Source organism: Paraburkholderia sp. GAS32 (genome assembly GCF_050434225.1).
Lineage (GTDB): Bacteria > Pseudomonadota > Gammaproteobacteria > Burkholderiales > Burkholderiaceae > Paraburkholderia > Paraburkholderia madseniana.
This window is the reverse complement of sequence record NZ_JBNPVS010000014.1, coordinates 24,875-47,473: the sequence shown is the minus strand read 5'-3', so window position 1 is coordinate 47,473 and position 22,599 is coordinate 24,875. Positions and strand designations below refer to the sequence as shown.

The following is a 22,599-nucleotide window of genomic DNA, read 5'->3' as shown; positions in this document are numbered from 1 at the left end:
TTGAGCGGGTCTCCGATACCACGTTTAAAAGATGGGCCTCGTGAACTCTCGGGCCGGAAATGCGTTAATGAATATCATGACCAGTGGCCCGACTTACCCGTCCGGTCAGAACAGTTCCTGGTAAGACATCCAAGTTTTCCCCGTTTCGATGCACGGAATTTCCTGCGACAATGACCTCGTGTATGCCCGATGCAAGGCGGTACGGTTCTTCAAACGTGCTTTCGTCGACAATGACCGCAGGATCGAACAGCACCAGGTCTGCGATGAAGCCATCTTTAATTTCTCCTCGCTCCTGCAGCCCGAATCGTCGAGCCGGCAAACTCGTCATCTTGGCGATCGCCTCTTCAATGGACAGGATTCCGCTTCGAACGAAAGGTCCCAAAACGCGTGGGAACGTCCCGAACGTACGGGGATGCGTACCGTCAAGCGAAGGCATTCCATCCGACCCAACCATACAGAGGCAATGCTTAATCACCCGCCTCTGAGTTGCCATCGTCGACAGCGTCAGGACGATGCCTGCGAGACCCTCAGAGTCGCGCATGACTCTTGCGGCCGCCGCGGCCGGAACTATGCCCATTATTTCTGAGATATCCAGAATCGACTTGCCAATTAGCTCTGGTTCACAGTTTCTGTTTATAACAATCTGGTCGTATCCAATAGGCCGCACGAAACTGTCAATCTCCGGAGTCATCCGCGCTATCTCGGTATCGCTTGACAGTCTCCGTAGCATTTCCTCGGAACCACCAGAGACGACCCACTTCGGAAAGATCAAACCGAGTCTTGACATACCCTGTTCATATGGATACCTATCTAATGCAACATCAATTCCTCGGGAAATTGCCCGGTCGATCGCATCAAGCATGATTTCAGCGAGACCCTGGGCATCTCTTCCAGTTGGCGATAGATGCGATAATTGCAACCTCACGCCGGTAGTCTCCGCGATCGAAATCAGTTCATCCATGCTCGATATCAGCGTCGAAACATCGTAGCCTCGGAGGTGAACTGAGACTACGGCATCATGTTCCGCTGCAACTTGGCATAGGGATTTAATCTCAGCTTCTTCCGCGTAACTACTCGGGTGGTACATTAGTCCGAATGACAATCCGGATGCCCCCTGTTTCAGGCACCTCGCGAGTAGTACCTCCATCTCAGTGAGTTCTTCGGCAGTAGGCAAGCGCAAGGCCATTCCCATAACCGCTGAGCGCAGCATCATGTGCCCCACCTGACCGACGACGTTGGCTTGGCATCCAGCATCCAGCACCGCTGCTCGAAATGAGGCCCAATCCGGCCATCCGACGCCCTGCTCCACGTCAAGCTTCCTGGGGGCGATAAGACTCGTGAGGTCCGGCGTCAGATGAGCATTCCGGCTTGTAACCGGAAAGGCCGAAAACCCACAATTGCCAAAGATCTCCGTAGCTACCCCTTGAGATACTTTGTCGTTAAGTCTTGCACCCATGACCGCCACCAGGTCGTTATGGGAATGTATGTCTATAAAACCTGGCGCAACGGCAAGACCTTCGGCGGGAACGATTCGCTTCGCCTGAGGCATCGCAGCGTCGCGGAGGATTTGGATGCGGTCCCCGTCTATCGCCAAGTCGGATCGGTAGGGCGGACGACCCGTTCCATCGACGATCGTGCCTCCCAAGATGAGGCAATCTACCATGTCCGCACTCGGGACGTAGTAAGACGCTCGGCTCCGTTTTCCGTCACAAGAATCGGATCCTCGAAACAGCTGCAACCCATGTGCGTGGGAACAATCATAGGTTCAATGAAGAACGTCTGTCCTGCCTCAAGGGGCTTCGGATTGTTGGGTATGATCAACGGGTCCTCAACCAACGTCAGTCCAAAGCCGTGACCGGTACACCAGTCCCATTCGGAGAAGCCCCATTTGCTCACAACAGCTGACATCGCCTTGATAATTTCGCCGGGCATTACACCAGGACCAGTCGCCCGAATGCCAGCTTCTTCGGCCTCAGCGCAAGCCTCAAGAAGCCTGATCTGTTCAGACGTCGCTTTCCCAGCGACTGTACTGCGATTGTGATCCGAGATATAGCCACACATTTGACCATGAAGGTCGATCGAAACGAGGTCCCCGTCCTTGATAACCTTGCCCGGAAGCGCGAACACATTCTTCATGGCACTTCGGACGCCAGCGACACATTTCGGACCCAGCGGGTTCAGTTCACATCCATACGCCGCCATCTCTTTCTGAGCAGCGGCCGAGAGGTCGCACTCCGTAAACCCGGGCTTGGCGATGTCAAGCGCCGCCTCCATCCCGGCTGAGGTCGCCACGGCAAGCTTGCGAATGATCTGGATCTCGAGCGGAGACTTGATTCTGCGTAGTGAGAACAGGAGATCCGATACGTCAACCAGGTCAGCTTTTGGAAGTTTTTCGCGTAACGCTTTGTCGAACATCGCCGGGATACGGCGTCCGCCGACATAACCGATTCTTCCTTCGGCGCGATTTGCCTCCTGCAGACCATCGACGACGTAATCGATGATGCTCTTTTGTTTGAGAACGGTTCCAAATGCTTTTAGCGGTCTGAAATCGGGTACCCAGCAAGTCTGGATATTCGAGTGCATCGGTTCGCCGTGAAAAATGCTATTCGTGATAACGACCGGATCGTTCTTTGTGGAGACGATCGCGAAGCTGTCACCAAATGCACTCGACCACCCTGTCAGGTACCGCACGTTTGCGTCGTTGTTGGGACCACCGTAAATGATGGCGATATCGATGCCGGCTGAGTCCATGAGCGAACGAAGCTTTTCCAGTCTCGTTCGATACTCATAGACCGGAAATTCGAGCTCAAGGACCTTCTCACGCTCATCCCATGTGTAGGGCCAGCGCCCTTCAACGTCGGTTTCGAATGTTGACAACATCTGCCTTCTCCATTTGCTCAAGTATTAGTCCGATGGCAGTCCCGACTCTTGATGACGCTTTCTATCTGAATCGGTTTTGCCGTTGGAACGGTATGCACTGCTCTCACGCGCGTTGGCCCCGGGCTCATGGGCATTAGCGAGGTAGTTCGTTCAGAAGCTGCCCGCCATCGGTAGCACCAGATACGGAAGCAGATCGGCATATGTCATAACCGGCATGACGACGGTCTGAACCGGACCGCAGCATTCGGCGGTAGCACTTCCACTGTGGGAGGTGATCTCTTGCCGGCTTACGGAGCCCGCCCCCGTTTGGTCCCACTCAGTTCCAGCCACCCCATACCCGGGCGGACACGTACCTGCCTCGCGTTGCGAGCAGTTACCGCATCGACAGACACCTTTACCCATTGTTCGCCCCCTCTTGCATGTCGCGCTATCAGTCACGCCCGACTCTTAAAAGATCTCTGAAAAGATATTATAAATACTCTGTACTGCCCCTTTCGTGCATTTGTAGGGGTATTACAATCTAGTTTTAGCCTCCAAATTCGTCTTGTCAAGTGCCTTTTGGAGTTGTTCACTTTGCAGGGGTGAGCCGTCACCACCGATCTGGAGGGAACTCAACAGGCGGGGGCACCTGCGCAAAGCACGTAGAGGCGTACGACACCCTCACGTATGGATCAGCCTGCCGTGGGCCGCCATGCGAAGGAAATCACCGCCATCGCAACGGCGAACATGCCGGTGAATACGGGGTGTTGGATTGCTTGCGGGAAACTGGCTCGGCGGCGTCGGAGGTAGAGTCGCCCAAGAAATAGTTGATATCTATCGACTCCCAATCGGTGCCGATGAACCATGCGGCGAGGGGAAAGGTTCGATCGGCAGGGATGTCACTTTTGATACCATTGAGCTCTACTGTGCCGATAGGCTGGAGGCGGTCAGCGCCGAGACAGGTCGCTGCGATTTTTGCTGTCTTCTCGCAAGCGCAGGTAGTTCTACAACTTGGCAGTGGACAAAAACATCGGCGCCCCCGTCTCACGCGCCAGGAAGATCCGAATAAATTTTACGATCAGTAGTCCATAGTATATGAGGCGAAAAACACCATTCGTGCGTGGACTTCAGTCACTAAAGACTAGCCAGATACATTGGAGAAGTCGCGTTGCAGCGGAACTCCACTCACGAACTAGATATCCAAAACGCCCGATTTCGCAGGGACACGAGCCCGTTTGACGGCTGGCGCAGACAAACCATCGAGAGCCTGGACAGTCGTACGACTGAGGTTCGAACTATTGATAATCGTATCCATAACAATGGAATAACCGTTCTCAATGTGCTTGCGTGCAAGGCGTTCCGCCTTCACTCCATCACCCGACTCAAGTGCATCGATCATAAGACCGTGATCGTCTTGCATGATTTTCACGTCGGCGTTCCGCACCAGCCCGAAATAGTAGACTCGGTCGATGTCGCTCAGAATTTGTCCAACCAACGTAGCGACCTTCTCGTTGCCACACGCATTCATGATCAACATGTGAAGACGCCGGTTGGCCTCAATAACAAGTGCCTCCGCAGCCTTGTCACCTGCCTTTACTTCGCGTCCCGCATCGTCTGCAGCGCGCCGCAAGGCAGCGATATCCACTCGCCCAGCGGCGAGCCTGACCGCAGGGGGCTCGACCATCAAACGCAACTGAAAGCTGTTTTTGACATCGGACAGGGTGATCGGCGCGATCTCGAAACCTTTCCGGTGTATCGGTTTCACGAGCTTCAGTTGGATCAGCCTGTCCATAGCCAGCCGGATAGGGACACGCCCGAAGCCATAGTCCTGCTCCAACTGTGGCTCAGAGACGATATCGCCAGGCGCCAGTTCACATTGCTTGATTGCCCGTGAGAATACATCGAACGCCTGGTCGCTCTGTCTTTCCTGGGGAGCGCGCCCTGCATCCTTCGCCTGCACCATAATAACTAACCTTTTCGGGGAAACTTTCAATGCTTTCGAGCCGTGTCGCCACCGTTTCGATGCGCTCCCGCCAGTTCGCGGTATTACCGCGCCGGCGGAACCAAAGCAAATTGCACGGCTTCACTAGGGATATTACTGACAAACCATAATACCCCTAAAGTGAGAGGTAGTGCTGGCCTTCAAAAACAACGGGACAGCGTGCCAAAGTCGGGAGGTCGATTTCCTCAAGCCGGCCTGGCGATGCTGACCCGATGCATTTGCCTCGACGTGAGGCGACTATCTCGAACGCCGAGATGCGGCAGGGCGAAAATTCCCGGCTCCGAACCGGCCCCTGACCTGCACCACGCAGTGCCCCCCTTCGTCAGTCCCCCCCGCTCAAATCTCTATATACGGTCACAGAGATCGACGTTTGGTCATGATTCGGCAACTCACTGCACAGTCCGGCAACTAACGGCGCCACCTCATTTGGCGTAGCGCCAACAGCCTCTAAGATTGCGCCAATTAACAGATCAAGTTCTCAAGGCTTGCTTAATCGTCAGCAGTTCCAGCTCAGACTACTCCCGAGCCAAGTAGACGTTATGCCCCTTGTCGAACTGAGTCGAGCAGCACCGGCACTGCGTGCATTCCGAAAACCGCTAATGGCACCTGTGAGCGGAAGGAGAAAGTATTCGTCGCAACGATCGTTCAAGATCGGCGTGGTCCGAATTATTGCAAGGCAATTCCGATGAGTTCGCATCACATCTCTTTGACCAGGAAGTAGACATTGTCATGACCGAGAATAACTGGGATTACATCATCGTCGGTGGAGGCTCTGCCGGTTGCGTCTTGGCAAACAGACTCAGTGCTGATTTACGAAATTCAGTTCTGCTTCTCGAAGCTGGGGGCCCTGACTCGTCACCGGTTGTCCGTGTCCCGGCTGGCGAAATGAAGGCAATCATGAGCCGGAAATATAACTGGACCTACATTGCTGAACCGGATCCGTCTCGAAACAACCGGGCCGATATGTGGCCTGCCGGTAAGGTCTTGGGAGGTGGCAGCTCGATCAACGGCATGATGTATGTACGGGGGAACAGGCGGGACTACGATCACTGGGCGGAACTTGGGAATAACGGGTGGGACTATGAGTCGGTGTTGCCCTACTTCCGCCGCGCAGAGACGAATGAAAACGGAGAAAACAAATTTCGAGGAGGGAGCGGGCCGCTTTCCGTGTCCAACAGCAGGGCACCCCATCTTCTCACCGATGTCTTCGTAAAGGCCGGCGTTGAAATCGGATTGCCCTACAACCCGGACCCCAACGGGGAAAGACAGGAAGGCATAGGTCGTATTCAAGCAACCCAAAAGGACGGCTGGCGGCACAGCACCTCTCAGGCCTACATCCGCCCAGTCCGCAGTCGGAAGAACCTTACGATTGTCACGGATGCGTACTGCGAGCGCGTCATCGTTGAAGCAGCGAGGGCGACCGGCGTCACATACACGCACCAGGCATACTCCAGAACGGCCTTTGCCCGCAAAGAGGTCATTGTGAGTGCCGGTGCAATTGCAAGCCCCAAGCTGTTGATGCTGTCCGGCATCGGTCCGGCCGCGGAGTTGCGGGACCACGACATTCAAGTCATGCATGATCTGCCGGGTGTTGGAAAAAATCTTCAGGAACATCCCGGGATCATGATGAGCCAGCATGTGAATGTCCGTACGCTCAATATGGAGGCGACCCCACTACGGACGATCTGGCACGGCTTGAACTTCGTGCTGCGTGGCCGAGGGCCAGGTACGGCTTCCATCGGCCACGCAGCGGCTTTCGTGCGAATTGATCCCGACTCTGACGGGCCAGAGGTGCAGATATCCTACGCACCTATCGTCTATGACTTCAACGACGGCGGGCTGACCTTGTACAACCGGCCGGCCATCTGCGCTGCGGTAAACGTTTGTCGGCCCGAGAGCCGTGGCAGCATCACACTCGCGTCGAAAGATCCCTACGCTCCACCGCGCATCCGACACGAACTGGTCGGCTCAGAGCGCGACATGCGCCTGCTGATAGAAGGTTGCCGGATCCTTCGCCGCGTGTTCAATGCAGACGCTTTCACGCCCTACCGGATTAACGAGAGGCTACCCGGCCCCGAGGTCCAAACCGAGGATGAGTGGCGTTCATTCATCAAGCGTGATGCATTCCTGATGTATCACCCGGCCGGTACGTGTCGGATGGGAGCCGATCCTTTAGCGGTGGTTGATTCCCGCCTACGTGTTCATGGCATTCACGGGTTGCGCGTTGTTGATGCATCCGTCATGCCGATGCTGCCAAGCGCAAACACCAACGCCCCCACGATCATGATCGCTGAGAAAGCGTCGGACTTGATTCTCGAAGATGGAGCCAACAAATGAATTCCGTTGTGACCAAAGCAGACTGGCAAGCAAGGGCTCAGACGCTTTGCATCCCCGACAAGCCGTTCATAAACGGAAGGTTCGTATCATCACGATCCGACTCGACTTTCTCTCCAATCAACCCTGCAACGGGAGAGGAGATATGCAAGATTGGAATCGGCTCATCGCTCGACGTTGACGAAGCGGTTACGTCCGCCAGGGACGCATATGAAGATGGCCGCTGGCGCAGCGCTCCGCCGCTTCGGAAGAAGCAGGTTCTGCTGCGCATCGCCGATCTAATCGAGCAACATGGCGACGAGCTTGCCCTGCTAGATGTGCTAGAGATGGGAAAGACGATCTCCAATGCAAGAGCCGAACTGGCGTTCTCCTCGGGTTTCTTCCGGTACTACGCCGAAGCAGTTGACAAGCTCTATGGCGACGTAGTGCCATCTGACCTGTCAACGCTCGGATATCACCTCTATGAGCCACGCGGCGTAGTCGGCGCTATCACCCCTTGGAACTTCCCGCTGATCATGGCGAGTCTCAAAGCAGCGCCAATCCTGGCAGCAGGAAATTCACTCGTACTAAAGCCGTCGGAAATCGCATCCACGTCCACGTTGAGGCTTGCCGAGATCGCTGTGGAGGCAGGACTCCCCCCCGGCGTATTCAACGTTGTGCCGGGTCTTGGCCGCACCGTGGGCGAGGCAATAGGTCGGCACATGGACGTAGACATGTTGAGCTTTACGGGCTCCACGCGCACAGGGCGGCAACTACTGCGTTATTCAGGAGAATCAAATGGGAAGGCACTCCTGCTCGAACTTGGAGGCAAATCGCCGCAGGTAGTCGGCGCCGACATGCGGCCCGACCTGGAGGCAATGGTCGCCCAGATTATTCACGAAGCTTTCTGGAATCAGGGACAGTGGTGTGTAGCGCGATCAAGATTGATCGTTGAGGAACCGTTCCACGATGAGCTGGTTGAAGCGATCGTGCGAGCCTCTGCGCGCCTAGTCCCCGGTGACACCCTCGATCCCGACACCACCTTTGGCGCCATCGCCACCTTAGGCCAAATGGCACGCGTAAGGTCATACATCGATGCCGCCTACGACGAAGGAGCACGACTCCTCTCTCCTGAAGGGAAGATTGATGGATGTTTCATGGCACCTATGGTCTTTGGTGACGTCTCTCCAACCATGAAGATCGCAAAGGAAGAGATATTTGGACCGGTTCTTTCTGTGCTCACGTTCAAGACTTTCGACGAAGCTCTTCGAATCGCAAATGACACGTCCTACGGCTTGGCTGCGACCGTCTGGACGAAGGATATGACTCGCGCACACGCGGCAGTCCGCGATCTAAGGGCCGGCAAACTTGCAGTTCGCAGCAGGCCTGGAGGCGGCGAACAAACTGGATTTGCGCTTTCGACCGAGCCGTGGGGATCGTCCGGGTTCGGTGTCGAAGGCGGCATGAACGGTCTCAGGAGCTACTGTCGCCTAAAGGGCGTCGAGTTTGTGTGCGGCTGAGTTCTCCCCGCGGAGGGCACAGACGCGTGAATACCGCAAGCATGCCGCATGAGCAACGCAGTCTAAACTATCGTGTCGCGTAATGATCGATGCGTGTGCTTTCGGTGTTCATGAGTTGGGGACGTGCCGAATAACTTTCGATAAGCGGCGGAGAAATTGCCAATATCGGCATAACCTGCGAGGTCCGCCACGCGGGTACTGTCACGTTGTTAAAGGTCGCGTGAGCGAAGACTATAACGTTAGTATACCTTATTGATTAAGCAAAACGATTCAGCATTGGAGTGCCGGTCACTGGTTCCCATGCTTCGAAGGCCTTCGTGCGCACCTGCCGCTTCTCGTGTGCGTTCGCGTCGTAGCGACAGTGCATAAACAGATTTTCCACCTGATCGTGGACCGACGTGAATCGCTGCAGATGTCTTGCAGATTTGAAGCGGCGCATCACCTTCTCGCGCACTCGCGTTGGCTGATGCGAGTTTTCGGCCCGGTTGTTCAATCCTTTGTGCTGCCGGTGTTCCGAGTTCAGCCCAAATCCCTGTTCGCTGCGGCGTAGCTCTTGAGCTTGTCGCTGATTAGCACACACGGTGCGCGGCCGTGCTTTTTGAGTAATTTTCGCATGAGGCGCCTGGCCGCATGCCGATCGCGCCTGCTCTGCACCAGTACGTCAAGCACCGCACCGTGTTGGTCCACCGCTCGCCACAGCCAGTGCTTCTTGCCGTTGATGGTGACCACCACTTCGTCGAGGTGCCACTTGTCGCCTCGGGTCAGCGCGGTAGAGCGAATGCGCCGGGCGATACTCAGGCCGAACTTCAGCGACCAGCGTCGCACCGTCTCGTAAGTAAGATCAATGCCGCGAGCAGTCAGCAACTCCTCGACCATGCGCAGGCTCAGCTGAAAACGATAATACAGCCACACTGAGTAGCTGATTCCGTCGGGCGGGAAACGGTAGCCCGAATAGGAGATGGCATCGTTGGCAGGTGCGTTGTGTTGCAGATCGGTTCGCTCCATACCCGCAATTGTCGCTGCATTTCCGGCAACATTCCAACAACGTGACAATACCCGACAGCGTTCGACTGCTCTCCGACGGCGATTGCACCCGTTCTACCCGGTAGCCCGTCCAGCAGCCCAGTGCCTGTAGTACTTTGCGATCCACCGATTTGGCCTCCAACAACCGTTTCTGGCGGCGTCAGATTACCAACTGCCTCGAAAACCTCCACGGTTTTCCACGATGAACCTTTTCAATGCCACTAGACCGTCTTGCCTTATGGGCGTCATTCTGCGCGGGGCTTGATCTCGCCGAAGCTAGCAGCTCAATGATTGCGCGGGTGCACACGCCTTGGACCAGCGTGTCCCAGTTCGGGGCACACCCCTCGAGAGCAATGGTTGCGGAGACTTACCGTCTCCGAATCACTATTGTTTATGAGCTTGCCAGACTCCGCGTCCATTTGGTTGACACGGTTGGGATCTAACCAAATTTTGGAAATAGGACTGCATCACGGAATACCTGAGAACCGCGTGGTATGCGGCCGCTTGGGCGCACGACTTGCCGGCAGACGCGCTGGTGCAACGAACGATTATCGAGACCGACCTAGTCCTGTTCCGAGATTCAATGGATGCACCGATCGCCACAAAGTGCATGCTGGGGCGAGAAGCAACCTCGCAAATTGCTTCGGCATCGGCGAAGTCCGTCTTGTTGCCCTTCACAAAGGGTCGGACAAATTGCGGCGCGATCAGGCGCACCTGGTGCGCTAATGCCCGCACGCACCCGCGCAGGCCTCCATGGCGATCGTGCTGGCCGGACAACCAGCCAGCAACACCAACAACTGAGCGCGCGTCACCTTCTTGCACCATGCCTCGTGACCGTGACGGTCCTGCGCATGCCGAAAGAAGCCGTGCTTGCCTAGGTCGATTCCGATCAACGTTGCGATGCCCGTGATGATCTCCCAGAAAGGAAACAGCCCGATCAGCGTGCGCTGATCGGGCTGCCTCGGTCAGGCTGACCATCTGATTAAAGCTGACACAAGTACAGGCGTTGCAAAGTAGAGGCGCACCATGCTTGAAGTGAAACTGGTCGACAGCTAGATCGTTGCCGATGACATTCGGGCTTTCGAATTTGCTCACCCGTCAGGTCTGCCCTTGCCGGACTTTTCGGCGGGCGGGCAAGACTACGCTCGACTGGCAGACTCAGCGACGGTGGGATGCACGATGCGGCCACGCTGTGTCGGCACATCCTCGCCTAGATTTTTTAGGAAAACTGTCAAAAGTTTCGTTATGTTGTCTACATTTTCGACTGAAGCCGATCTTCCACTATGTAAACCAATATAGTTCTCCCAGCGCCTGAGTATGAGCGCACTCATCAAGCTAGGAGACGTAATGAACGACACCCTCACCAAAGATCACACTGACATCCGAGCGGACAAGCGCGTCGTGCGCAAGGCAGGTTCGTACTTCGTCAGTCCGGATTCTATTCCATGGACATCCTTCCCGTTTCCAGATACACAATTCAAACTCCTCAGTGTGAACTTCGAACGCGGTTCGATAACCTTGATCCTGCGTGCAGGACCTAAAGCTCTCACGCCATTGCACAAGCACATCGGGGCCGCCGAGTTGTTTGTACTGAATGGCTGGTTCTCCTACGAGGAGGGCAAGGGCACCAAGGGCGATTTTGTCTACGAAGCGGGAGGAGTGATCCACATCGCCGAAGCGGGCAATGGGGTGGAAGCGCTCATTGTTTTCCAGGGACCCATTGTCGGGCTGGACGACAATCACGGCGTGACCGGAATCATTGACGCAGAGCTGGTATACGCCTTGGCAAAGGCAAACAATGCGACAGCCCACATCGACAATTCGCTAGCTGCAATGGCGGACTCGATCTAAGCACTGCCTTCTGCTCATGCTGCGCCGACCGAGTATTGTCACCACCCTCCCCGTGCCGGACAGCGTAACGGCGCGACGTCATTCAATGACGAGTCGCACACAAATCGCCTAACCCACGAAGCTAGGCGAACAATCCGATTTGACCAGTCGGATTGTGAGCGACAAGGGCAGCGTGCAATGCGCTGCGGGAGTGTCGCCGCGCATGACAGATAGTTCATGCCGGCGACGTGACTCAGTACTGTCGAAATTTGAACGGGCGTTTTACGTTCTGAGTGGTCCAACTTGCTATTCCAGCAGCACGACGCCCGTCCGAGCATCGGTCAACACGATGTTGTCGCTTCTGCCTCGAAACGAAGGGTCGTGCATTTAAGCATGGCCGAGACTGGCTGCCTCGGCCTTTACTAGTGCAGTTATTTACAGATCAAGTCAAATGGAAATCATTTCTGATAGTCTTAGTCAAACGCGTGATATCAATGTCGCAATGGTAATGTTCCCTGGATTCACGCTATTGGATCTGGTTGGCCCGCAAACGACGCTTAGTTTCCATACCAAAGTACATTTAGTCGCCGAAACGATGGACCCAGTAGCGAGTGACAGTGGCGCGCAGTTGCTGCCAACCTGCACTTTCGCAACGTGCCCTACTGATGTCGATGTTCTGTTCGTCCCTGGCGGCTTCGGTACGGCGGACGCTATGGAACACGACGCGACCATCTCGTTCTTGCGAGATAGGGGTGCGACGGCACGATTTGTGGCGTCGGTCTGCACCGGTTCGTTAATTCAGGCAGCAGCAGGGTTGCTTGACGGATATGAAGCCACGACTTACTGGGCGCACCTCGACATCCTGGGGATTCTTGGCGCAAAGCCCGTACATCAACGAGTGGTGATCGACCGTAACCGGATATCGGGTGGCGGAGTCACCGCTGGCATCGACTTCGGCCTCTCTCTGCTTGCCGCGCTGCGAGGCGAGGAAACAGCGCAAATGATGCAGCTTTTAATGGAATACGATCCTGCCCCCCCGTTCAATTGCGGAACACCCGCGAGCGCCGGATCGGCGCTGACAGTCTTGGCAACGGCAGCTTTGGGCGATGGCATTGAGAAACCGCGGGCGGCGGCACGCAGAATCCGCGAGAAGGAATCTATCCGTTAGAAACCTCAGAACGCGCCGACGCCGTTGCAGCAATGAAAGAGCGGCCGTTCGGTCCCTGGAAGACTCGGGTTGGCGTCACCAGACGCCTTGTGAAGATATGGGGACGATGAAGATTAATCGGATCGTTCCGTCGGGGCTCACTGTCCGCTGCTCATCTCTCGCCCCCTGAACGGACATGCCATGAGCGTCAGCGAATACACCTCCCGCTCGCTTGAAGAATCCACTGAGATCCTCTCGCGAGAGTGGTCGCGTCATAGTATCTCGATACCGAGAAATGAACAGATCGACCTGCAATTCTGTCACCGGTCAATCGGCTCGAGTATGTCTCTAAGCTGCCTTTCCTATGGGGCAAACGTCGCGATCACGCCTTGTGATCGCGCCGATGTACTGCTCGTCGAAATGCCACTGAGTGGGCAAGCTCGAGTCCGCTACAAGAGTGGCGAAGTCGAGGTGAATCCTGGCAGGATCGGTATAATCGACGTGAAGCGGGTCATTGCCTTTGAGGCGGAGAAGGATTTTGAAGCGGTCGTGCTCAGGGTCGGCAAGGCCCATGTACGCTGTTGCATCGAAAAATTGCTCGGCACCGCATTGCACGGCGAATTGACATTTGCACTCGAAATCGTAGAGGGCACGCAAACGTGGGAATCGTGGACCCCAATGTCAGGCTTGCTGAGAGGTATGGCCGCAGCTCGCCGAGCGAATTGGCCACCGCTGATGCTGAAGTTCTACGAAGATGCAATCATGGCCGCTCTAATCTTCGGCCAACCACACAGTTTTTCCGAGAGAATCCGTCAACCGGCCTCGCTGCTTGCTCCGCGTCACGTCAGAAAGGTCGAGGAGTATGTATACGCGCACGCGAGCGAGCCATTGTCGACGCCATTGCTTGCCGCTTATGCCAATGTGAGCGTCCGTGCGCTGTTCGACGGTTTCCGCACGTTCCGGAACGTCACTCCGGCGGAATTCGTTAGAAACGTCCGCCTTGATAAGGCAAGGGTAGATCTACAGGACGGGTCTCTGCCCATTCTAGCGATTGCAAAAAAATGGGGGTTCAGCCACGGGGGAAATTTCGCGGCACACTACCGCCGCCGCTTTGGCGAGGCACCAGCGGATAGTCGACGCCTCCAACGAGATTTTCCTTCCGAGAGTCAGAATCCACAGGTTTAACGCCCTCGCGGCAACCAGAATTCCGCTTCGACACGGTTAAAACGATGGAGTATCGATGTGGCGAATTCATACTACTATTCTATCAGCGCCCCTAGATTGACCGTTTCCGTTTCAGGCGCCAGATCTGCTATCGCACGACGTTTCTTCAATAAGCCCCCGTTCTAACAGCAGGCGAGTGGAAATATTTTCAGTTATCCTCGTAGACTTCGAGTCTGAGCGAGTTTTATCTACAACAGTCACGTATCGAACAACGAATACGTTGAGACTATTATTAGCATATTCACAATCAATTCGGATATGTCTTTTTTACGGTGATAAATTGGCAGTTGGCAATGTAGCAAGCACGTTCCTTGCGGCAACTGGAATCGTAGAGACCGTCTTGCGCTAACAGATCCGGTTTTCTTATGGAGAGAGTTCGATTTCATCTGACAATTCAAAAACCTCTCTGCGCGGCTCAGCCTTGTGTGAGCGCCAAACAATGGTTCGTGACACATTGCTCGACCCTCTGTCGTTCTGACGCTTTTAATTTGACGTTGCCGATCATCTACCGAATAAATAGCCTTCGTGATGAGCGAAAATGACGTGTGATATCGTTTACGTGGGTAACCGGATTTGTCTGGCCCTAGTGCACAAATGATTAGGTGTAAAACCTTGGCTTCGACCTGATCAGCTTGCGTTTTCGCCTGCATCAGTTCACCCCCTCCCCTTTTCCAAGGCCACCTCAGACTTGCAAATCACGCCACTCGCATACCCACGAACGCGAGTAACATGCTCATAGGCATGCAATCGGGAGCAGATTTTGGAAGCAACGACATCGCCAGCTGAAGATCCACCATCCATGTCGATAGTGGACTCTATAGCCAGTCAAGTAGGGTGTCCTCCCGAGTATGTGGTCCGCACCGGTGATCACGATGCTATCGCAGCTCGTTGGCGACACCCGGCCTCGTTCGCGGAGATACCTAACCTGGATGTCGCGACATTGATTTTCCATCTCGGCGGATCGACCGACGTGGAACGATGGAAGCCGTCTATACGCACGCGAACTCGTGGTTCCCGCGTGGGGACCGTCACATTGCTGAGGCCACATGAGGAGACCTCCTGGCACGTGCGCGGAGAGGTCGATGTGCTGCACGTTTATATGCCAGAACGCGTGCTGTGCGAATCCGAAGGAATTCGAAAACCTCTAACTTTCCGTGATGTGTTCTCAGAAAAAGATGTTTGGCTTGCGAACTTTGGCAATCTGATTCTTCAGTACATAGAATCACAGCCACTAGCGGGATATCCCGTGGACTCGTTGCTACTTGAACAAATGCGCGATTCGCTTGCTCGCTACATTCGACTCAACTACCACGAAGGTGGGCATACTTCCGCAGATCCCCTGACCGAATCGCAGAAACCCCTCCGTCTCTCGCCGGCCACTGTCAAGAGAGTTCTCGATTGGATGAATGAGAATTTTTCGCAGGATATTCGAGTCAGCGATATGGCTGAAATAGCGTGCCTATCAGAAACTTATTTCCTTAAGGCGTTTCGAGATACCGTAGGAAAAACACCGTATCGATATTTGCAAAAAATAAGACTTGATGCAGCGCGCAATTATTTGCGCACAACGCTGATGTCCGTTGCGAGCGTTGCACTAGCATGCGGATTCAGAAGCACAAGTCACTTCTGCGTGGAATTCTCGCGCGATGCTGGTGTCTCGCCTGGCCGATTTCGAAAGAACTCGATTGATCGCCATCATCAGTAGGTCTTGGATGTGCGCCTACAACATACCATTTGTTCGTGCGAACTCCGATACGTCAGCATGGAATGAGTCAGCTCTGCTGAGTTAGCCAACATCGACCTAGGCGATCAGTCACTATCTCGCTAGTCCGCGAAGACTTGCACCTTACCGCTGTAAATAGAGCGCCTCCTAACAGTTTGATGACCTGCGATCGGCCGCAATAGTTCTGACAACCGTCGTTGACCAACTGAACTGTCACGCGCTCGTGCATGAGGCGCGCGACTAGGCTCGAGACCGATCGCGCCGTGGCCACTCCGGAAGAAGCGCGCATAACGTAATGCGGGCAACCCAAGATCACTGAAACCGATCAGCGGAATCAGTCTACTTGCGATGCATCCACCGAGAGGCTGCGCGCCATCACTCTCTAAGCTGAAGGGGTAGACTCTCATTTTTTCATGAGAGTCCGCCTGACGCTTCCCGTCCAGTGCTCGTGTAGCTGACGTGCCTGAGGCAGCCTCTCGACCGTCCATTCGTCCGGAACAAGCTGGACGGCATTTCCATCGCGGCTAACGGAATGATTGTTCGCGTTAACACCGAATCGTCCCTGCGACGCCAGATCACGTTTCGGCGAATTTGGTCCCATACCGGCACCTAAGAATTCGCACTCGGTTTTGCAATTTTGACATCGATAGTATCGGCTGCGTCGACTCTGCACGCCGATCAACACATGCGAACAAGTCTACGTTCTGTAGTGGATAGCCGCGCAGGGAGAACAGGCGTCTTCTAATGACTGATCGTTAAATGTTGCGAATTAATAAATTTCCGCATCCTAAAAATGGAAATCAAAATGCAAAATCAACAACGTAAAAACACCGAGTCGGACGAGAAAACGATTCGACATCTCAACCACACCGTGATTGCCGGTCTAAGCAGTGGTGACATCGCTGCGATCACCGCAGTCTACGACACAAACGCTGCGCTTCTCATGCCTGGTGCACCGGCGTTCGTAGGCATCGAGGCAATCTCGGCCACCTGGCAAGGACTCGTGGACACGCCGGGAATTTCCCTCGAAGCCGAACCGATCGAAATCGAGTTTTCCGAGTCTGGCGAGATGGCAATGGATCGCGGATGGTATCGATTGACCACGGCGACTGCAGGCGGATCAACCGTGGAAGAAGGGAAATATCTCGTCGTTTGGCGTAAAACTGACGGCCAATGGAAAATGATCGCTGACATGATCAACAACAATGCGTAGAAAAATCAAGGAATAACGTCCTCGACATCAATTTTCTCACCGGGAGTCATGCCTGCGCAATTCTACATTCGCGAAAGCCCTTTCTCCCAGTACTACCTTGGCCATGCACCGGAATTCGTTGCTCGGAGGTAAACAGCACCACAAAACTAGACGGCATAAAAATCGTATGCGCGAATCTTTGCCCAATATCCAATTCCTCATAAATATCCGCCTTATCGATTCGATATCAGTTCACATATTTCATTAAAAACCAATAATCAAGGAGAAAAAATGAGAAAGCAAACCCCACCGACTGTCGGAAGATTGATTCTATACGCTGGACCAGCACTTCCAATGTCAATGCTATTGATGCCGCCAATTTTCTATATTCCTCCGTTCTACGCCACGGAAATGAATATCAGCATGACTGCCATCGGATTTATTTTCTTTTTGGCACGATTTTGGGATGCATTGATAGATCCACTGATAGGGTCGATGTCCGACCAAACGAGATCTCGTTGGGGGCGACGAAAGCCCTGGATCGCACTAGGCTCATTGCCCTTGCTTGTGGCGACATATTTTCTTCTTCAGCCACCGCCGAAGGTCACGTCTACCTATTTGATGATCACAATCTTCATATTCTATCTGGCGTGGACGATGGTTCAAATCCCATACCTATCGTGGGGAGCAGAACTCTCAACGGACTATCGGACGAGAAATCGCGTAGTCGGTTATCGAGAAGCCGGGACGCTAATCGGAATCCTAGTCGCGACAGGCGTTCCCACGCTCGTCTTTTTCGGACGCGAGCCTTCGATAAGGGAAATACTTCTCGTCTTTGTGATTACTGTTTCAATTCTTCTTCCGACAACCGTTTTCATGGCACTCAAGTCGGTTCCAGATCAGGCTGCAGATATTCCTCAAAAAATATCTTTGAAGAATGCATTTAAATCACTTTCTTCAAACAAACCTTTAATGCAATTTATTGCTTCCACGTTCCTAATGTGGCTCGGCGTGTATATCCTCAATGCCTCAATTATTTTTATCCTAGAAAAATTACTCAATTTTTCAGGCCTCGATTTTCTGAAAATGGTGTTTCTGCAATTCCTGATCGGCACGCTGGTCACCCCCGTCATCGTCAAACTGGCCAATCGGTTTGGTAAACACCAGGTTCTTGCCGGAGCAGCCATATTGACTGCCGCGTCTTGCTGCGCGCTCTCATTCGCGCGCCCTTCCCAACCAACGGACGTCGTGCTCTTCTTCGCTGCAATTGGTTTCTTCATTACACCCATCTGGGTCCTTCCGACCGCACTCGTTGCCGATCTCGTCGATCTTGGAGCACTTCTCGGTGGCGGGAAGAAAGAAGGCCTTTACATGGCCTTATACAATTTGGCACTCAAACTCGCGGTCGCAGCCAGCGTAGGTATCGCACTGCCCCTGATGTCCAGGTTGGGCTTTGATCCGTCTCAAGCTCTGACGGTGAACGGACAGCACGCGCTAACTCTCGTTGGTCTCTATCTGCCTGCCACTCTCCTCGCGATCGGTTCCGTATTAATGTTTCTTTATCCGCTCGACGCAAAGACGCATGCTGAGATAGTTAGCAATCTGGCAACAATTCGCGTTCCCGCATCGAATGCTAGCATGGTGAGTAGTGAATAAAATTCACCCAGTTCCCATCGAACACTATCTAATTCAATTCGAAAATCATCGGACAAATCCCGGAATCAGATCATTTTCAATGACGATTCCACGGATTTCCTCGCCCTCTGCATCGGGCACCTTGAATTCGAGGCACCACCAAAAATGAGGTTCGCATGAATGACTCTCTCTACACACGCAGGGTGTTGGCCTGGAAGGAAAAAAATCGAAATTGTAGCAACGACACAATTCGATCGGTCCATCACCTGCAGATCAAATGGAAGCACTTCCTCGTCTTCGGGATACTTCTCATCGCAAGTACAGTCCAGGCTCAATCCTCGGTCACACTATACGGTGTCATTTCGGATGGACTCTTGTTCGCAAATAATGTCAACGGAGCCCATCTTACTCGCTTAGTAAACGGCGGATCGTGGTCGACAAACTTCGGAATGACAGGTACTGAGGATCTCGGCGGCGGTACAAAGGCCATTTTCAACCTGAACTCGACATACGATCTGAACACCGGGCGTACTGCCGGAACTGACACACTTTTTGGTGGCAGCTCATTCGTTGGTATAACTAATGATTCGTATGGAACAGTCAAACTTGGACGACAATACGATTACTCAGTCGATTTTATTGCGTATTCTGTTACGAGCTCCAATACGCTATTTGCGTTCCATCCTGGCGGCTATGATCGAATTCTGGGAGTCAGTCTCGCAAATGCAGTTTCATATGAGTCCCCGCGCGTCGCGGGCTTTCATGTGAAAGCAATGTACAGCTTCGGCTCAGCGGGAAGCCCGACCAATTCTAGGCGCGCATATAGCGCGGCAGGCGACTATGCGAACGGCCCCCTCAATCTCGAGGTTTTCACTACAAGCGTTGGAGGCAATTCAATAACTCCAGGACTAGACGCTGGACTGGCGAATTTCCTTGGTCGTTCGCTTGTTGTGGATCGATCACTAGTCATCGCGTTGCGGAAGACAGATATATATGGCGTAGGTGGGTCGTTTGACATCGGAAACTTCACGATCAGAAGTAATGCGACCAAGGTCTTCTTCACCGATTCAGAGGGAAAAAACAAATCGTCCATAAGCAACATCGAAGCGTCGGTCTTATTCAAAGTTCATCCTGATTTGTTCATCAATACTGGCTTTGTCCATAGCTACACTACCGGCGCCAACTGGAACACCTATGATCTCTCGGTAGATTACCTATTGTCGAAGAGAACAGATCTTATGATCGCGGTGAACTACCAGCGGGCATCAGGATCCGGACAGTTGGCAAATTTAGTCGCGGTTGGCAACTCCTCCAATAGCAATCAATTAGCCATTTTTTCCGGGATAAGATATTTCTTTTAAATTAATCACACAATCATCGCAGCAATCAATATAAATAACATGAGAAAATTAGGTGGCCCGATAGATTGAATAGAAATCAGCCAGATCGATGATGCTTATCAGGCAAATTATTCCTCTTCCGAGTGCGCCAACCGTCGAGATGATGGCAGACGTTATCTATTTTCAGCTTCACATATAGAGACTCTGTTTCGGCATCGAAACACAAATTTCGGCAAAAAACCTACGGCCGGCCGGCTATTTTTTTGATGTCGAATTATGATGAAAGAAATAGGTTTCGCGACGTTAGTTCATGCTGCTCCGCCCAACGAACGCGCATTCGATTAGCAGCACGAAGCCGAACTGGCAAAATTCGATCACAAAGGCAAGTGAAAAATGAATATTACGGGCTATGTCGATAGATGGAGCGCCCACCCAGGCGACACTTTGAAGTTTTACGTTAGCTGCACCCGACCTAGTTATAAGGTTGAGTTACGCCGCTTAATCCATGGCGACGCCAATCCCAGCGGACCAGGAATCAAGGAAATTTTGATCGACAGTCTTCCAGGAAAACAGGCCTTCGACGGAAAATTGCAGGAGGTGCGCAAAGGGTCGTGTGTTGTGGTGCCGGATGTCGCAGCAGAGGATGTCGTGTTGCTCACTGGCTGCTTCCTCGTCACGCGAACTGAATCTGATGCCGATCAAAGCATCGTGACATTCCAGTGGAATCAGGTTCGCCTGAGTCTTAAATTGCGCGCTGGTATCTTGATACTGGACTCGTTGTCCGATAACGAGGAACGAGTACTTGGCGCTGGAAAGAAACCGATTGCGGACAACATTTGGTATCGATTCGCGCTGAAGGTAGATCTCGAAGCCGGGATATTCGACGTGCATTTTTGCAGAGTCGACCCATATCCATTCGATGCGGTTACACAACACCTGTTCGGCGACATTGGACATGAAGCGATAACAGGGCAAGGAAGCTTGTTGTTTGGGGCAGAGAGTGCCAACCAAATCAGTCGGCAATGGCATGTCCGCAATTCTTTTAACGGAAAAATTTCCGATTTGCAATTTTTTTCAAATAGAACAAATTGCAAAGAGGCACTCGGTGCATGGCACTATTCGCACCCCCAAGTCAATCCTTCCGCTGCATGGGATTTTGTCGAAAAATGCGACACCTCTACTCTACCGGATTCCTGCGGGAAGCTCGACGGTCTGGTTATAAATCGCCCTACACGGCTAGTTACCGGGCCGAAATTTTCAGGTCAAACGGTCGACCCGTTCGTTGCACCTGAGCTTTTTAATGCCGCTCATTTTCATGACGATGACCTGGAGGATGTCGGCTGGGACGAAAGCTTCTCGTATTTGATTCCGGACGATTTATCATCTGGCGTGTATGCCTTTAGGCTAATTTGCGAAGAAGGGGAAGACTATATTCCATTTTTTGTCTCTCCAGTAGCTGGCAAGGAAAAAACCAAAGTTGCGGTTTTGTTGCCGACTTTCAGTTATCAAGTGTACGCGAACATGCACATGGACGTGTCTGTTCTTCCTGAAGAAATTCTTCCGCTGGCCGATCGATTGAGTGCCATTTCGCCGGAGGAGAACTACGTAATTCAGAATGGGCTCTACAGCTGTTATGACCGACACAGTGACGGGTCTGGCGTATGCATGGCGACCAACCAGAGACCAATGCCAATTTTTGTTCGACCTCGATCTTCGAATAGGTTCAATGGCGGACAACATCTACTCGGTGCAGACCTTTTCCTCATCGATTGGCTTGAGGAGAAAGACATCCCGTATGAGATCGTAACGGATCACGATCTTCATTTTCGTGGCGTGAATGCCCTCAGTTCGTACGCCACTGTACTTTCTGGCAGCCACGCGGAGTACTGGTCGTCTGCGATGTTAGATGCACTGAAGTCCTATCAGGATGAAGGAGGTCGTTTCGTCTATCTTTCTGGTAACGGCTTGTATTGGGTCGCTGAGCCAAACGCGGACGGAAGCCTGATTGAAATCCGACGAGATCAGGGTCTTAGGACGTGGGATTCTGCTCCAGGCGAGGCGTACATCAGCCTGTCGAAAACCCGTGGCGGTACCTGGCGCCACCACGGTAGAGCGCCGCAGAAGTTCGTTGGAGTAGGACAATCGGCAATGGGACTAGACAATGGCCGACCATATAACAGAACGGATGCAAGTTATCACTCCCGGGCTGCCTTTCTTTTCGATGGAATCGACGATGATTTGATCGGGGATTTTCGTGGTCTGGTCTCGGGCTACGGTGCTGCTGGCGTGGAAATCGATCGGGTGGCCTCGGATCTAGGAACTCCAACCCACGCCTTGGTCCTCGCGACGGCCAGCGGGTTCTCGGATGCGTATCAACTTGATATCCAGGACATCGGAGCTTCAACGCCGTATTTTGGCGGGACGAAGAACGAGAATGTACGGGCTGACATCGTGTTCTTTGAAACTCCGAATAATGGTGCCGTGTTCTCCGTCGGTTCGATAGCATGGTGTTCAACGTTGTCGTACAACCAATACGACAACACCGTCTCTCGTCTTACCGAGAATGTAATTCGAAGTTTCATACGTTCAAAAGATGAGGCCCTGACGTCTTTCGACGAATCCTCCGAAATTTATGCCTGACCGGCTCTACTTAAGCCGACTGTACCTCAGCGGCTGGAGCAGTCTCAACGGAAGTGCCTACGCGCTCTGGCACCGCAATCTGAATTTTAGGAATAGTGCTTTGGATTTCGATTTACCGCTGAAATTTTAAATCCCCGCAGTCTTTCTAGCG

Annotated in this window: 13 protein-coding genes and 2 pseudogenes; 10 read left to right on the top strand and 5 right to left on the bottom strand. The window is 53.3% G+C overall.

The window, feature by feature from the left end:
• Positions 1-64: 64 nt before the first annotated feature.
• The 3 genes from P3T25_RS18505 to P3T25_RS18495 form a co-directional block, all read right to left on the bottom strand.
• Complete coding sequence (locus P3T25_RS18505) at positions 65-1,663, bottom strand: N-acyl-D-amino-acid deacylase family protein (protein WP_429358593.1); 1,599 nt, start codon at positions 1,661-1,663, stop codon at positions 65-67.
• Positions 1,657-2,880 carry a M24 family metallopeptidase gene (locus P3T25_RS18500; RefSeq protein ID WP_266240198.1) on the bottom strand — a complete coding sequence of 408 codons (1,224 nt, stop codon included), beginning with the start codon at positions 2,878-2,880 and terminating at the stop codon, positions 1,657-1,659. Before P3T25_RS18500 ends, P3T25_RS18505 begins: the two co-directional genes overlap by 7 nt.
• 1,171 nt (positions 2,881-4,051) lie before the next feature.
• Positions 4,052-4,822 (bottom strand): GntR family transcriptional regulator, encoded by a 771-nt coding sequence (locus tag P3T25_RS18495; protein ID WP_429358592.1) that lies wholly within the window; start codon positions 4,820-4,822, stop codon positions 4,052-4,054.
• 768 nt (positions 4,823-5,590) lie between these two features.
• Here P3T25_RS18495 and P3T25_RS18490 point away from each other — a divergent pair.
• Both P3T25_RS18490 and P3T25_RS18485 read left to right on the top strand, forming a co-directional pair.
• Entirely contained in the window at positions 5,591-7,198 is a 1,608-nt protein-coding gene (locus P3T25_RS18490) for a GMC family oxidoreductase (protein WP_266240194.1), read from the top strand.
• Positions 7,195-8,694 carry an aldehyde dehydrogenase family protein gene (locus P3T25_RS18485; RefSeq protein ID WP_266240192.1) on the top strand — a complete coding sequence of 500 codons (1,500 nt, stop codon included), beginning with the start codon at positions 7,195-7,197 and terminating at the stop codon, positions 8,692-8,694. Before P3T25_RS18490 ends, P3T25_RS18485 begins: the two co-directional genes overlap by 4 nt.
• 256 nt (positions 8,695-8,950) lie before the next feature.
• Here P3T25_RS18485 and P3T25_RS18480 read toward each other — a convergent pair.
• Positions 8,951-9,699 (bottom strand): annotated as a pseudogene (locus P3T25_RS18480) (IS6 family transposase).
• A 618-nt stretch (positions 9,700-10,317) separates the two neighbouring features.
• A pseudogene (locus P3T25_RS18475) lies at positions 10,318-10,619 on the bottom strand (IS110 family transposase); the annotation flags it as partial.
• Between the two features lie 445 nt (positions 10,620-11,064).
• Between P3T25_RS18475 and P3T25_RS18470 the strand changes: the two are divergent.
• The 8 genes from P3T25_RS18470 to P3T25_RS18435 all read left to right on the top strand — a co-directional run bounded on the left by P3T25_RS18470 (position 11,065) and on the right by P3T25_RS18435 (position 22,448).
• Positions 11,065-11,568: a cupin domain-containing protein gene (locus P3T25_RS18470; RefSeq protein WP_429358591.1), complete on the top strand. Its 504-nt coding sequence runs from the start codon at positions 11,065-11,067 to the stop codon at positions 11,566-11,568.
• Between the two features lie 430 nt (positions 11,569-11,998).
• The gene (locus P3T25_RS18465; RefSeq protein WP_266240188.1) at positions 11,999-12,715 is read left to right on the top strand and encodes a DJ-1/PfpI family protein; all 717 of its coding nucleotides are present in this window, start codon (positions 11,999-12,001) and stop codon (positions 12,713-12,715) included.
• A gap of 180 nt (positions 12,716-12,895) precedes the next feature.
• A complete protein-coding gene (locus P3T25_RS18460; RefSeq protein WP_429358590.1) occupies positions 12,896-13,879 on the top strand; it encodes an AraC family transcriptional regulator in 984 nt (327 codons plus the stop codon).
• A 1,123-nt stretch (positions 13,880-15,002) separates the two neighbouring features.
• Complete coding sequence (locus P3T25_RS18455) at positions 15,003-15,623, top strand: helix-turn-helix domain-containing protein (protein ID WP_429358589.1); 621 nt, start codon at positions 15,003-15,005, stop codon at positions 15,621-15,623.
• A gap of 823 nt (positions 15,624-16,446) precedes the next feature.
• The gene (locus P3T25_RS18450; RefSeq protein ID WP_429358588.1) at positions 16,447-16,854 is read left to right on the top strand and encodes a YybH family protein; all 408 of its coding nucleotides are present in this window, start codon (positions 16,447-16,449) and stop codon (positions 16,852-16,854) included.
• 270 nt (positions 16,855-17,124) lie between these two features.
• Positions 17,125-18,489, top strand: coding sequence for an MFS transporter (locus tag P3T25_RS18445; RefSeq protein ID WP_429358587.1), 1,365 nt, complete (start codon positions 17,125-17,127; stop codon positions 18,487-18,489).
• Between the two features lie 155 nt (positions 18,490-18,644).
• A complete protein-coding gene (locus tag P3T25_RS18440; RefSeq protein WP_429358586.1) occupies positions 18,645-19,829 on the top strand; it encodes a porin in 1,185 nt (394 codons plus the stop codon).
• 372 nt (positions 19,830-20,201) lie between these two features.
• Positions 20,202-22,448: a N,N-dimethylformamidase beta subunit family domain-containing protein gene (locus P3T25_RS18435; RefSeq protein ID WP_429358585.1), complete on the top strand. Its 2,247-nt coding sequence runs from the start codon at positions 20,202-20,204 to the stop codon at positions 22,446-22,448.
• Positions 22,449-22,599: the final 151 nt, after the last annotated feature.